Origin of the sequence: Pseudomonas idahonensis, from assembly GCF_037903935.1 — a bacterium.
In the GTDB taxonomy this organism is placed as follows: Bacteria; Pseudomonadota; Gammaproteobacteria; order Pseudomonadales; family Pseudomonadaceae; genus Aquipseudomonas; species Aquipseudomonas danubii.
On the sequence record NZ_CP149586.1, the window covers coordinates 3,361,368 to 3,374,921 of the forward strand.

The window sequence follows — 13,554 nt, forward strand, 5'->3', positions numbered from 1 at the left end:
CTGTCATGAGCTCTCCACACATGGACTACGCGCTGGCGCCCCGCGCCAGCGGTCCGGCGTCATGGCTGGAAACATTCCTGGTGACCGGGCTGGTCATCGGCTTGGGGCTGTGGCTGACGCCGCAGGACCCGCTGCAAGTACAGGCCGAGTTCCCCTGGCCGGTGCTGGCGCCGTTGTTGCTGGGCGTGCGCTACGGCTTTGTCCGCGGCCTGATCAGCGCCAGCCTGCTGGTGGCGGCGTTCTTCATCCTGCGTCAGTCGGGGCTGGAGGCTTACGCGCCTATCGCTTCGTCCTACATCGTCGGCGTGCTGGTCTGCGGCATGCTCGTGGGCGAGGTGCGCGACCTGTGGGAGCGGCGCCTGTTGCGCTTGCAGATGGCCAACGAGTATCGCCAGTACCGACTCGACGACTTCACCCGGGCGCACCAGATCCTGCGGGTGTCCCATGATCGCCTGGAGCAGCGTCTGGCCGGCAGCGACCAGAGCCTGCGCAGTTCCTTGCTGGGCCTGCGCGAGCGCCTGCGTGCGGTGCCCAATGGCGATGATTCGCTGACCCTGCTGGCCGAGCCGGTGCTGACCCTGCTGGGCCAGTACGGCTCGTTGCGGGTGGCCGGGCTGTACCGTGTGGAGCAGGCCGGTAGCGCGCCTCCCACCCTGACGCTGCTGGCCTCCACCGGGACCATGGGCCCCCTGGACAACCAGGACCTGCTGGTGCGCTTGTGCCTGGAGCGCGAAGAGCTGGTGAGTGTGCGTGAAGAGCTGCTCGACAGCGGCGGGCAGGCGTCGGTGTCGTCCCTGCAGGCCTGTATTCCCTTGGTCGATACCCAGGGGCGGGTGCTGGCGATTCTCGCGGTGCGGCAAATGCCGTTCTTTGCCTTCCAGGAGCGCACCCTCAGCCTGCTGGCGCTGCTGGCCGGGCATATCGCCGACCTGCTGCACCCGGATTCACAGGTACTGCAGCTGGAAAACGCCGACGCCCAGCACTTCACCCGCCAGCTCAAGCGTTCGCTGGTGGATGTCGAGCAGCACGGTCTGTCCGGATGCCTCTACGCCTTTGAACTGACCCAGCCCAACGATGAACTGGCGCGGCTGTTCGAGCGCAGCCAGCGCGGGCTGGACCTGCACCTGAGCCTGGTCAACGGGCGCGGGCACGGGCTGTTGCTGGTGCTGTTGCCACTGACCAGTGCCGAGGGCGCCCAAGGCTACCTGGCGCGCCTGGGCAGGCTGGTTCACGAGCACTTCGGCATGAACGTGGACCTGGCCAGCCTGGGGGTCACGGTGCTGCCTTACGACCTGGAGTCGGCCCGGCAACGCGATGGGGTGCGTAACTTCCTGTACAACGAGTGTGGCCTGAATGATCAGCAAGTGGCTGTTTAGCGGAGCGCTGTTTTTCGAGGTGGGGAGCTGGGCCAGTCTGACGACTCAATTGCCCGACCTGCAGATCGCGCTGCTGTATGCAATGTCCCACGGTATCGCCTGCGGCCTGCTGACGGCGGCGGTGTGGCTGCTGTTGCCGGCCCGCTATCGCCGGCCGTTGCCCTGGAGCCCGCTGTTCATTTTCAGCCTGGCGTTCTTTGTACCGTTGCTGGGCTCGGTCGGGGTGATTGCTGCGATCTTTCCGGCGCTGTATCTGCCGCGCAAGCGCGAGACGCAGATGTGGCAGGCGGTTGGCATTCCCGAACTGCCGTTTCGCGCCCAGACCCATCTGCATTCGCCGACCTTCGGCGACAGCGGCTTGCAGGATGTGCTGCGCCACGCCCCGGACCCCGACCAGCGCCTGGCAGCGCTGCTCGCCACCCGCAAGATGCCGGGCAAGGAAGCGGTGCCGATCCTCAAGCTGGCCCTGGGAGATCCCAGCGACGACGTCCGCCTGCTGGCCTATTCGATGCTCGACAAGCAGGAAACCGACATCAACCAGCGCATCCAGACCGCCCTCGAACAGTTGCCCGGTGCCGCGCCGAAGAAGGCCGGCGCCTTGCATGCCACCCTGGCACGCTGGTACTGGGAACTGGCCTACCTGGGCCTGGCCCAGGGCAGCGTCCAGCAGCACGTGCTAGGGCAAGCCGGCGAGCATGCCGAGCAGGCGCTGGAGGCGGGAGAGGGCGGCGAGTTGCTGTTGCTGGCCGGGCGTATCGCCCTTGAGCGGGGCAACATCGGCAAGGCGCGACTGCACATGCACCAGGCCCAGGAAGCGGGCATGGACCCGGCCAAGGTCTTGCCGTTTCGGGCCGAGATCGCCTTTGAAACCGGCAACTATTCAGAGATTCCCGCGCTGCTCAAAAGCCTGCCGCCGCAGATGCAACAACGTCCGCCCTTTGCCGGGCTGGTAAGGACCTGGACATGAAAACCGCCGTCAACCCAACGCCCATTGCCGATGTCTGCCTGTTGCTCGAGGGCACCTGGCCTTATGTGCGCGGCGGTGTGTCCAGCTGGATTCACCAGATGATCCTCGGTCTGCCGCAACTGACCTTTTCCGTGCTGTTCATTGGGGGGCAGCGCGAAGCTTACGGTCAGCGCCGCTACGAGATCCCGGCCAACGTGGTGCACATCGAAGAAGTGTATCTGGAGGAGGCCTGGCGCAATCCCAAGCACAAGCGGGTCGCCCACACGGCGTCCCTGGAAGAATTGAGCAACCTGTACCGTTACCTGCACAACCCGGAGAAACCGGCCGCCGAGCTGGGCATTGGCGTGCTCGATTCACTGGCCCAGGCGCGTATCACCCTGGATGACGTGCTTTACAGTCGTCCCAGCTGGGAGGCGCTGACCGAAGGTTACGAACAGCACTGTGCCGACCCGTCCTTCGTCAACTATTTCTGGACCCTGCGCACCATGCAGTCGCCGTTGCTGATGCTCGCCGATGCCGCCCGGCACATGCCGCGCGCCCGGGTCCTGCACTCGATTTCAACCGGTTATGCCGGGCTGGTGGGCTGCATTCTCAAGCAGCTGTGGGGCTGCCAGTTGCTGCTCAGCGAACATGGGATCTACACCAAGGAGCGCAAGATCGACCTGGCTCAAGCCAGCTGGATCGCCGAAAGCAGCAACCAGGCGCTCAACGACAGCATGGACGCAGGCTCCGGTTACATCCGCATGCTCTGGGTGCGCTTCTTCGAGCGCATCGGTCATCTGGTCTACGAAAGCGCCGACCAGATCATTGCCCTGTACGACGGCAACCGCCAGCGCCAGATCAAGGACGGCGCGCCGGCCGAGCGCACCCAGGTGATTCCCAACGGCATCAACCTGGACGTCTGGACCCAGGCCCTTGAATCCCGGGCCGACGGCATCGCTCCGGTGGTCGGGCTGATCGGCCGGGTGGTGCCGATCAAGGACGTGAAGACCTTCCTGCGGGCCATGCGCGGGGTGGTCAGCGTCATGCCCCAGGTCGAAGGCTGGATCGTCGGGCCGGAAGAGGAAGACCCCGAGTACGTCGCCGAGTGTCGCAGCCTGGTGGCCAGTCTCGGGCTGGAGCAAAAGGTGCTGTTCCTCGGGTTCCAGAAGATCCAGGACATCCTGCCGCAACTGGGCCTGATGGTGCTGACCTCCATCAGCGAGGCCCAGCCCCTGGTGATTCTCGAAGCCTGGGCCGCCGGCACGCCGGTGGTGAGCAGCGACGTGGGCTCCTGCCGTGAGCTGATCGAGGGCGGCGAGGCGGCCGACCGCGATCTGGGGCTGGCCGGGGAAGTGGTGGCCATCGCCGATCCCCAGGCCACGTCCCAGGCGATCATCGACCTGCTACGCAGTCCCGAACGCTGGAAGTCCGCCCAGGCCGCCGGTTTGCTGCGGGTGCACCGCTATTACAGCGAAACCCTGATGATCGAACGCTATCGCGCGCTGTATGACACCGCCATGGGCACCGCACACAAGGAGGCTGTGTAAATGGCCGGCATCGGTTTTGAACTGCGCAAGATTCTCTCCCGCGACTCCTACACGGCGACGCTGCACGCCTATGTCTATGCCGGGCTGATCAGCTCCGGACCCTGGGTGCTGTCGATTCTCAGCGTGATGCTGGTGGGGGTCATCAGCCTGGGGCTGGTGATTCCGGAGGTGTTGATCCGCCAGTTCCTGATCACCGTGACCTACCTGATGGCCACGTCGCTGATCCTCACCGGCGGTTTGCAGCTGTTCTTCACCCGTTTTGTCTCCGACCGCCTGTTCGAGCGCAAGTACGAGCAGATCCTGCCGAACCTGGTGGGTGTACTGCTGCTGGTGACCCTGGGCTCCGGGGTGCTGGGCATCGTGCTGTTGAGCACCTTGTTCGACCAGCCGCTGCTCTACCGCCTGCTGACCCTGGCCAACTTCGTGGTGCTGTGCAACCTGTGGCTGGTGATCATCTTTCTCTCGGGGATGAAGGCCTATAACCGCATCCTGCTGGTGATGCTGGTGGGCTACGGACTGATGGTCGGCAGCGCATTCTTCCTGCGGCACATGGGCATGGAAGGCCTGTTGCTGGCGTTGCTGCTGGGGCATAGCTCGCTGTTGTTCCTGTTTCTCTACGACATCCTGCGCGAGTACCGGGCGGAAAAGCTGGTGGCCTTCGACTTCCTCGACCGTCGCCAGGTGTTCCTCAGCCTGCTGTTGACCGGGTTTTGCTACAACCTGGGCATCTGGATCGACAAGTTCATCTTCTGGTTCAACCCGGACACCTCAAGCCAGGTGATCGGGCCGATGCGCGCCTCGATCCTCTACGACCTGCCGATCTTCCTCGCCTACCTGGCGATCATTCCCGGCATGGCGGTGTTTCTGGTCAGGATCGAAACCGACTTCGCCGAGTGGTACGACCGGCTGTTTCGCGCGGTGCGCGACGGCGAGACCCTGCAGCATATCGGCTCGCTGAAAGCCGAGATGACCTTCTCGATCCGCCAGGGCCTGCTGGAAATCTGCAAGGTCCAGGGGCTGACGGTGGTGCTGCTGTTTCTTTTCGGTCCACGCCTGCTGGAGTGGCTGGGGATGTCCAGTTATTACCTGCCGCTGTTCTACATCGACCTGATCGGGGTGAGCATCCAGGTGGTGTTCATGGCGATCCTCAACGTGTTTTTCTACCTCGACAAACGCGCGATCGTGCTGGAGCTGTGCCTGTTCTTCGTCGCCCTCAACGCCGCCTTGACCCTGCTGAGCCTGCACCTGGGGCCGAGCTACTTCGGTTATGGCTTTACCCTGTCGCTGCTGATCTGCGTATTGCTGGGGCTGGCGCGGCTGTCGACGGCGCTGGATGACCTGGAGTACGAGACCTTCATGCTCTCGCGTTGAGGCGTGCACGGCCCGCAATCTGCTGGCAAACACACCTTGCGATGAAAGCGTATAGCTCGGTTGTTGACTCACTCACTCGTTGTTGATTACTTGTGATTCAAATCTGAAATCGCAGCGACGACATTTATCACCATCTCTTCGACCGCGATTTCTCCGTTCAATCTAAGGGTGGGTTTAGTCAGTTGCTTGAGCCACAGCTCATGTCTAGGCCTACTACGACCTGCTCTGGTACCTGCGTCATAGCTTTCAGCCCATGTGAGAAATTTTTGGTGGTTCGCATACATGTCGCCGCCAAGCAGAATTCGGTGGCCATACCGTTGTGATTCACGTGATCTCAAGCGTTCCATTCGCAGGGCCGTTGGAGTGTCAATGAACACCACCAGATCAGCGCTTTCAATCACCTCAGTTCCCCAGCCATCTAGTGATCCGGACAGTGCCCAGGGGAAGTCAGCCAGCGCCTGTTTTAACAGAGCAAGTCTTTCTTCAGGCGGGCGTGATTTCTCAAAGGGTGGATCCGTCGGGTACCAATAGTAATCATCGACATCAAAATGAGGCACGCGAAGCCTGTCAGCCAATGCTGCCCCTAACGTGCTAACTCCAGCCCCCGAAGCGCCGCTGATATAAATCCGTTTACTCACCGCTTGATCTCCTGTGTTGCGAAATAATCAGCCGGAAGGCATCCGCCGGTTATGCGGCAGTAACTGAGCAGCACCATTCGCCCGATGCGTTGGCAAACGTGTGAGCACGTCCTTCAAGTAGGCGTAAGGATCATGCCCGTTGAACCGCGCCGACTGGATCAAACTCATGATCGCCGCCGCACGTTTGCCGCTACGTAACGAGCCAGCGAACAGCCAGTTCGAGCGCCCAAGAGCCCACGGCCGGCTTTGATTCTCGCACCAGTTGTTATCGATGGACACAGCACCGTCATCGAGATAGCACGTCAGCGCTATTCATGGACAAGGTTTTCATTGAGGTTGTGGGTCAAGTCTACATTGGCAATCGAAGTGTCAGCCTGCGCGCACTCGGCGATGACCTGGGCCTTAAAGGACTTGGAATAGGAACGGCGCTCTTGTGGCATGGGCGTCCGCTTAAAAAGACTGAAAATGGTGTCCACTTAGGTGGACACCATCGCCTTAAGTGATGGCATCAGGAAGGTGTGTTGCCCGGACGATTACCACGGCCCCTCCAGGCTCGCAGTCATGACGCCAGCGCAAGCCTGCTACAGGGCCGAGGTGCTGCTGTGCACTGCATGAGTTGACCCCTGGCGCGAGGTGCTGATTGACCAGCGCCGGGGCAACGGATCATGGCTCTTTCAGGTAAGCGTTTTTTATCCGCTCCAGCGTGCGGTCCTTGCGCAGTGTCTCGACTGCCGCCCGCAAGTCGCGCACGAGCAGCGCATCGCACTGTCTGGAGCAGGCCAGATACAGATCGGTCTTCATCAAGGACGGACTGACCTGCAACGTCCTGTTTGACAGCTTGCGCCAGATAGCTTGCGTTTCAGGAATGCCGTTGAACCAGGCATCGACGCGCCCCATCAGCAGCAATTGCGCCGGATTCTCACCAATCTCAAACGGATAGATCTGGGCATCGCTAAAGCCCTCTGCCCGCAGTTTTTGCTCTTGGGCGCTGCCTCGGCCAACGGCGATACGGGCAAAGGTTTCCCGTGCCTGCTGCATGCTCTGGACGCGTTTATCGAGGCTGAAAAACGCTCTGTCCATGCTCATGATGGGCGCGATCCAGGTGTAATCAGCCTCTCTTTCTGGCGTGCGCGACAGTGGAATGATCAGCTTGTCGACGCCTTTGCGTACGTTTTGCTGGGCTCGTGCCCAAGGCACTTCGACAAAGTGCAGCGTATATCCGGCCCGGGTCGCCGCTTCCAGTGTCGCGTCGCCGACGATGCCATGCAGGCCGGACTGGTCCAGCATCGATAGAGGCGGCGCTTCGGCGATGTACAGGTCGAAGCTACGGGACTCTGCGCCAGACACTGCGGGCCCCCAGACCATCAGCGCGAGCAGCGTCGTCAGGATCAGCGCCCCCCGCTGGCGCAACGTTTGACTCACATGAGTCATGGCAGTAACTCAACAGACAGTGGCATTTCATGCTCTCGGATTAACGCTGCGTATTCGACACCTACAAAGACCGACCGCAGCGACCTGCAAAACGTGCCGCCAAGATTAGAGGGTTATGTGCAGAGATGGATGGATTTGACGGATTATTTTGACCGCTGATTGCCATCACGGTTCAGGGCTGGCGCAACCGGTGAGGGCAGCGACTGGTACGCGCTGACACTCAGGTTGAACAGCCGTGGGCAGCGCTGTATCAGTAGCCTCGCCAGCCTGGGACCAGGTCCCTCTGCATGCGCAGCCTGGGCATGCAGGGGATTTAGGGGACAGCCTTAAGTTTTAGTTAAAACGCTTCAATCAAACTGCTGATTATCATTCGCAATTGGCTGACTCAGACTGCGTTCGTGCCTCCACGCTCCCTGGAGCAAGCAACGAGCGGTCTATGCCAGTCACTATTGCACCACCCCGCAGCCTGTTTTCAGCGGACGCGCCGCTATGACGACGCTGTCTGCCACCTCATCCGCGGCCGATACGGCCGTTCACTCAGCCTTGGCCTGTTGCCATCTGCTGCTGCAACTGACCCAGGAACGCCTACCGCCAGCTGCGCAGCCGCCATCCCAGGAGCAGCCCCCCTCGTCGGACCTGCGCCAGGCCCTCAAGGACTATGCGCGCAACGCCGGCGTTGATCTGCGCCTGGAACGCCTGGCGCTGGCCCGACTGACGCCGAAGATGCTGCCCCTGGTCTGGCGCAACCACAGCGGCGAATTCATGCTGCTGGCGCGGCTTTCGGACACCCAGGCGCTGGTGCAGCGACCTTCAATGCCGACTCCGGACATGCTCGATCGCCAGCAGTTGGCCGAGCAGTGGAGCGGGGAGGTGATTCGCCTGCGTCAGAGCGGCCTGCGCTTCGATCTGTCCTGGTTCGTACCGGAGCTGCTGCGCCACCGGCGGATACTCGGCGAAGTGCTGCTGTGCTCGCTGTTGCTGCAGGTGCTGGCCCTGGCGACGCCGCTGTTCTTCCAGGCGGTGATGGACAAGGTCATGGTGCACCGGGCGCTGTCGACCCTCGACGTGCTGGTGCTGACCCTGGTGCTGGTGGGCCTGTTCGAGGTGCTGCTCAAGGGCTTGCGTGAATACCTGGCGGCGCACACCGCCAATCGCATCGACATCGGCCTTGGGGTCAAGCTCTTGCGCCATCTGCTGGGCTTGCCGTTGCTGTACTTCAAGCAACGCCAGGTGGGGGCGATCATCACCCGGGTCCAGGAGCTGGACAGCATCCGCGAGTTCCTCACCGGTTCGCTGCTGACCCTGTGTGTCGACGTGGCCTTCACCCTGGTGTTCTTTGCGGTCATGGCCTGGATTTCCTGGCCATTGACCCTGCTGGTGCTGCTGACCCTGCCGCTGTATGCGCTGCTGGCCTGGTTCAGCACCGGTCCGCTGGAGAAGCGCATCGAGCGCCAGTTCTACAGCGCGGCGCGCAACACCGCCTTTCTCAATGAAAGCGTCAGCAGCAGCGAAACCATCAAGAGCCTGGCGGTGGAGCCGCGCATGCAGCGTCGCTGGGAGTCGCAGACGGCGCAGATGGTCGAGGCCGGGTTTGCCAGCCAGACCCTGGGCAGCGCCATCAGCCAGAGCGTGATGCTGTTGCAGAAAGTCACCGCGGTGGCGGTGATCTGCTGGGGCGCAAGCCGTGTCATCGACCTGCAGATGAGCATCGGCCAGTTGATTGCCTTCAACATGATGCTGTCCCACGTCAGCCAGCCTGTGGCCAAGCTGATCGAGGTCTGGCAGCAGTTCGTCCGGGTGCGGGTGTCGGTGGACAAGCTGGGCGACATGCTCAACCTGCCGGTGGAGCAGGCCGAGGGGGATTTGCGCCCGACTCAGGCATTGCGTGGCGAAGTGCGCATCGAACAGTTGGTGTTCCGCTACCGTCCGGAACTTGCGTGGGTGCTGCGCGGCCTGGACTTGCATATCGCCGCCGGGCAGACCCTGGGCATCGTCGGGCCGTCCGGCTCCGGCAAGAGCACGCTGACCCGCCTGCTGCAGAAACTCTACACCCCCGATGGCGGGCGCATCCTGATCGACGGCTTGCCCCTGGATCAGTTGCAGCCGGCCTGGCTGCGCAGCCAGATTGGCGTGGTGCTCCAGGAGAACTACCTGTTCAACCGCAGCGTGCGCCACAACATCGCCCTGCGCCATCCCACGGCTTCCCTGGAAAGCGTGATTGCCGCGGCGCGCCTGGCCGGTGCCCATGATTTCATCCTGCGCCTGCCCCTGGGTTACGACACCGTGCTGGCCGAAGCCGGCAGCTCGTTGTCCGGCGGCCAGCGGCAACGCATCGCCATTGCCCGGGCACTGATGGGCGACCCGCGCCTGCTGATTTTCGACGAAGCCACCAGCGCCCTGGATGACGAATCCCAGGCGCTGATCCAGGACAACATGGCGAGCATTGCCCAGGGACGCACGGTGATCATCATTGCCCATCGGCTGTCTGCGGTACGGCATTGCCAACGCATCATCGCCCTGGAACAGGGGCGTATCAGCGAATCCGGCAGCCATCAGCAACTCTTGGCCAACGGCGGTTGCTACGCGCGCCTGTGGGCGTTGCAGCAGGCGCTGAGCAAGGAGGCGTCATGATGTTCGGCACGCTGTTGTCTCGCTGGCGCCGCGTTTGGCAGCGCCTGGGTGATGCGCGGACGCGGCTCAAGCGCAGCCGCGACGAGTACGAGTTCCAGCCCGGCTACCTGGAAATTGTCGAGCGGCCACCGGCGCCCTGGGCGCGCTGCACGGCGCTGCTGCTGATCCTGGCGATCCTGCTGGCCCTGGGCTGGGCGATCTTCGGTTTTCTCGACATTCATGCCAGCGCCGCCGGGCGCCTCATGGTCTCCAGCTACACCAAGGTGATCCAGGCCCACGAGGCGGGTGAAGTCCGGGCCATCCACGTACGTGACGGCCAGCGGGTCAAGGCCGGCGAGGTGCTGGTGGCGCTGAACCCGATTGGCATCGACGCCGAACTGAGCGAGTTGCGCACGCAACTGGACTTCAAGCGTCTGGAGCTGGCCCGGGCCCGCGCACTGCTGACCCCGGAGCCCTTGCACAGCTATCAGGCACCGGCGGGCCTGGATGCACAACAGGTAGCAGCGGCCCGGGAGCAACTGCTCAGTACCTGGAAGGAAATCAGCGCCAACCTGGACAGCCTTAACGCCGAGATCGCCATCAACCAGGCCAATCAGCGGGCCCGGGGCAGCGAGATCAGCGCCCTGGGCAAGCTGTCCAGCAATGTGCGCAAACGGCTCCATGCACGCCGGGCGATGGCGGCTGAACAATTGATGCCCATGGTCCAGTTGCTTGAGCAGGAAAAGGAGCAACTGGAAGTCGAGCGTTCGCTGGCCCAGCAACAGGCCGAGCTGCAGGTGCTCAAGGCCCAGGCGCAGAACCGTCGCGAGCAGCGCGACAGCTTCCTGGCCAGGACCCAGCGCGAGCAGCACGAATTGCTCAATCGCAGCCAGCAGGAGATCGCGGTGCTTGAGCAGCAACTGATTCGCGGCCGCGACCGCCAGCGCCTGCAAACCCTGCTGGCACCGGTGGACGGTGTGGTCCAGCAACTGGCGGTGCATACCCTGGGCGGCGCCGTGCAAGCGGCGCAACAGTTGCTGGTGATCGTGCCCGAAGGGGCCGAGCTGGATGCCGAGGTCATGGTGCTGAACAAGGACGTGGGCTTCGTCAGGGCCGGCCAGCCTGTGGAGATCAAGGTGGATGCGTTTCCCTACACCCGCTACGGCACCTTGCGCGGCACGGTGGAGCATGTCTCCGGTGATGCCATCAAGGACGAACAGCTGGGGCTGGTGTTCCCCACGCGGATTCGCCTGGAGCGTGCGGCCATTGCCGCGGGGCAGGGCTGGATGCCCTTGCAGGCGGGGATGAGCGTGACCGGCGAGATTCGCACCGGCGAGCGGCGGGTGATCAATTACCTGCTGAGCCCGATTCGTGAGTATCAGTCCGAAGCGTTGCGGGAGCGTTGAACATGACCCGCGCTTTCGATGCCGCTTGCGAACCCTCAGCGACGCTGCTCGACACCGGCCTGCACGCCCTGGCCTGGGCCGCCCGGCGCTTCGACCTGAACATCAGCGTGGCGCAACTGACTCACCGCCTGGGACGGGTTGAAGGTCCGGCCGACAGCCTTGACCTGCGGCGCTGCGCCGGCTGGATCGGCCTGCGCGCACGGGCGGTGCAGAGCCGGGTGCAGCGCCTGCATCACCTGCCGCTGCCGGCACTGTTGAACACCACTCACGGCTGGGCGGTGCTGGAGGCGGTGGAGGACGAGCAGGTCCGGGTGTTCTGGCCGCTGCAGGGGCAATGCCAGAGCCTGTCGCGCCAGGAGCTGGCGACGCTCTGGCAGGGCCAGGATCAGCGAACGGGAGAGGTGCTGTTGCTGGCCGAGCGGCACATGCAACTCAAGACCGGTGGTTTCGGCGTCTCCTGGTTCCTGCCGTCGATCCTCAAGCATGGGCGCCAGTTTCGCAGCGTGCTGCTGGTGTCGCTGATGCTGCAAGGGGTGGCGCTGGTCACGCCGCTGCTGTTCGAGAACATCATCGACCGGGTCCTGGTCAGTCGCGGCCTGTCGAGCCTGCAAGTGCTGGGGATCGCCATGCTGGCCCTGGCGCTGTTCGAGCCGTTGTTCGGCCTGTTGCGGTCCTGGCTGTTCAGCAATGTGGCGAGCAAGATCAATGCCGAGTTGTCCGCGCGCCTGTACCAGCACCTGATCCAGTTACCGCTGGAGTATTTCCAGCGCCGCCAGAGCGGCGAGATCATCGCCCGGGTCGGCGAGATGCAGCAGGTCCGCCAGTTTCTCACCGGCTCGGCCTTGACCCTGGTGCTGGACCTGGCGTTCTGCGGGCTGTTCATCGCCGTGATGTACAGCTATGCACCGCTGCTGACCTGGGTGGTGGTGGGTTCCCTGGCCCTGTATTTCCTTTTCTGGCTGTGCGTGGGGCCCTTGTTGCGCAGCCGGGCCTTGCGCGAATACGAGTTGAATGCGGCCAACACGGCGTTTCTCACCGAGACCGTGAGCGGCATCGAGACCATCAAGACCGGGGCCATCGAGAGCGCCTTCCAGCAGCAGTGGCAGCGCCAGCTGGCGGCCTATGTGCGGGCGGCGTTCCACACCCGCATCGTCGGCATCTGGGCCGGGCAGGGCATCGGCCTGATCCAGAAGCTGACCGCGGCGCTGTTGCTCTGGTGGGGCGTAATGCTGGTGCTGGACGGCCAGTTGAGCCCCGGTCAGCTGGTGGCCTTCAACATGCTGGCCGGGCATGTGGTGGAGCCGATCCTGCGCCTGGCCCAGGTCTGGCAGGACTTTCAGCACACGCTGATTTCCCTGCGCCGCCTGGGGGACATTCTCGACAGCGACTGTGAAAGCGGTAGCGGCGGTCTGGCCTCGGTGCCGGCGTTGCAGGGCGCCGTGAGCTTCCAGGGCGTGCGCTTTCGCTACGAAGAAGATGGCCAGGAGGTGCTGCGCCAGCTGGATCTGGAGATCCAGCCGGGCGAGTTCGTCGGCATTACCGGGCCCTCCGGTTCCGGCAAGTCGACCCTGACCCGCCTGCTGCAGCGCCTCTATGTGCCCCAGCACGGCCGGGTGCTGGTGGACGGTATCGACCTGGCCATCGCCGACCCGGTGGCCCTGCGCCGCAACATGAGCGTGGTGCTCCAGGAGAGCGTGCTGTTCGCCGGCAGCATTGCCCAGAACATCCGCCTGTGCCGGCCTCAGGCCAGCGATGCCGAAGTGCAGCACGCTGCGAGTCTGGCCGGGGCGGCGTCCTTTATCGAGGCCCTGGCCCAAGGCTACGAGACCGAGGTGGGCGAGCGGGGCGGCCAGCTCTCCGGCGGCCAGCGGCAACGCATTGCCCTGGCCCGGGCCCTGCTGACCAACCCCGGCATCCTGTTGCTGGACGAAGCCACCAGTGCCCTGGACTACGAGTCGGAAGCAGCGGTGATGGCCAATCTGCAGGGCATCGTCCGCGGCCGCACGGTGATCAGTGTCGCCCATCGCCTCAACACCCTGCGCCACGCGGACCGGATTCTGGTCATCGATCAGGGCCGGGTGCTCGAACAAGGCACACACCAACAGCTGCTCGCCCTGGACGGCGTGTATGCCCGGCAATGGGCACTGCAGATGAAGGATTGACCCCACCCACGGCAGGAGGACTCAGCCACCCGTCATGTCTCCCCACTCCGCATATCCATAGGCA

Annotated in this window: 9 protein-coding genes and 1 pseudogene; 7 read left to right on the forward strand and 3 right to left on the reverse strand. The window is 63.5% G+C overall.

All coding sequences use genetic code 11. From position 1 onward, the window contains the following. The first annotated feature begins 5 nt into the window (after positions 1-5). The 4 genes from WIN67_RS15240 to pelG are packed head-to-tail and all read left to right on the forward strand — an operon-like array spanning position 6 to position 5,243. Positions 6-1,376, forward strand: coding sequence for a PelD GGDEF domain-containing protein (locus WIN67_RS15240; RefSeq protein WP_339071632.1), 1,371 nt, complete (start codon positions 6-8; stop codon positions 1,374-1,376). Next, positions 1,354-2,343, forward strand: a complete 990-nt coding sequence (locus tag WIN67_RS15245) for a tetratricopeptide repeat protein (protein WP_296408476.1) — start codon at positions 1,354-1,356, stop codon at positions 2,341-2,343. Before WIN67_RS15240 ends, WIN67_RS15245 begins: the two co-directional genes overlap by 23 nt. After that, entirely contained in the window at positions 2,340-3,872 is a 1,533-nt protein-coding gene (pelF, locus tag WIN67_RS15250) for a GT4 family glycosyltransferase PelF (RefSeq protein ID WP_110595665.1), read from the forward strand. Before WIN67_RS15245 ends, pelF begins: the two co-directional genes overlap by 4 nt. Beyond that, positions 3,873-5,243 (forward strand): exopolysaccharide Pel transporter PelG, encoded by a 1,371-nt coding sequence (gene pelG, locus WIN67_RS15255; RefSeq protein WP_102879372.1) that lies wholly within the window; start codon positions 3,873-3,875, stop codon positions 5,241-5,243. It begins immediately after the preceding gene. A gap of 86 nt (positions 5,244-5,329) precedes the next feature. Here pelG and WIN67_RS15260 read toward each other — a convergent pair whose 3' ends face one another. The 3 genes and pseudogenes from WIN67_RS15260 to WIN67_RS15270 all read right to left on the reverse strand — a co-directional run bounded on the left by WIN67_RS15260 (position 5,330) and on the right by WIN67_RS15270 (position 7,312). Continuing rightward, positions 5,330-5,881: an adenylate kinase gene (locus tag WIN67_RS15260; protein WP_339071637.1), complete on the reverse strand. Its 552-nt coding sequence runs from the start codon at positions 5,879-5,881 to the stop codon at positions 5,330-5,332. Between the two features lie 27 nt (positions 5,882-5,908). Continuing rightward, a pseudogene (locus WIN67_RS15265) lies at positions 5,909-6,190 on the reverse strand (transposase domain-containing protein); the annotation flags it as partial. 354 nt (positions 6,191-6,544) lie between these two features. Beyond that, positions 6,545-7,312: a substrate-binding periplasmic protein gene (locus WIN67_RS15270; protein WP_339071639.1), complete on the reverse strand. Its 768-nt coding sequence runs from the start codon at positions 7,310-7,312 to the stop codon at positions 6,545-6,547. A 489-nt stretch (positions 7,313-7,801) separates the two neighbouring features. On the opposite strand from WIN67_RS15270, the gene WIN67_RS15275 reads away from it, so the two are divergent. From WIN67_RS15275 to WIN67_RS15285, 3 genes are read left to right on the forward strand one after another with little or no spacing between them, the layout of a single operon-like run. Continuing rightward, entirely contained in the window at positions 7,802-9,943 is a 2,142-nt protein-coding gene (locus tag WIN67_RS15275; RefSeq protein WP_339071641.1) for a type I secretion system permease/ATPase, read from the forward strand. Then, positions 9,940-11,328: an HlyD family type I secretion periplasmic adaptor subunit gene (locus WIN67_RS15280; RefSeq protein WP_339071644.1), complete on the forward strand. Its 1,389-nt coding sequence runs from the start codon at positions 9,940-9,942 to the stop codon at positions 11,326-11,328. The genes WIN67_RS15275 and WIN67_RS15280 overlap by 4 nt, the downstream gene beginning before the upstream one ends. Before the next feature lie 2 nt (positions 11,329-11,330). Next, entirely contained in the window at positions 11,331-13,490 is a 2,160-nt protein-coding gene (locus tag WIN67_RS15285) for a type I secretion system permease/ATPase (RefSeq protein WP_339071646.1), read from the forward strand. Positions 13,491-13,554 lie beyond the last annotated feature (64 nt).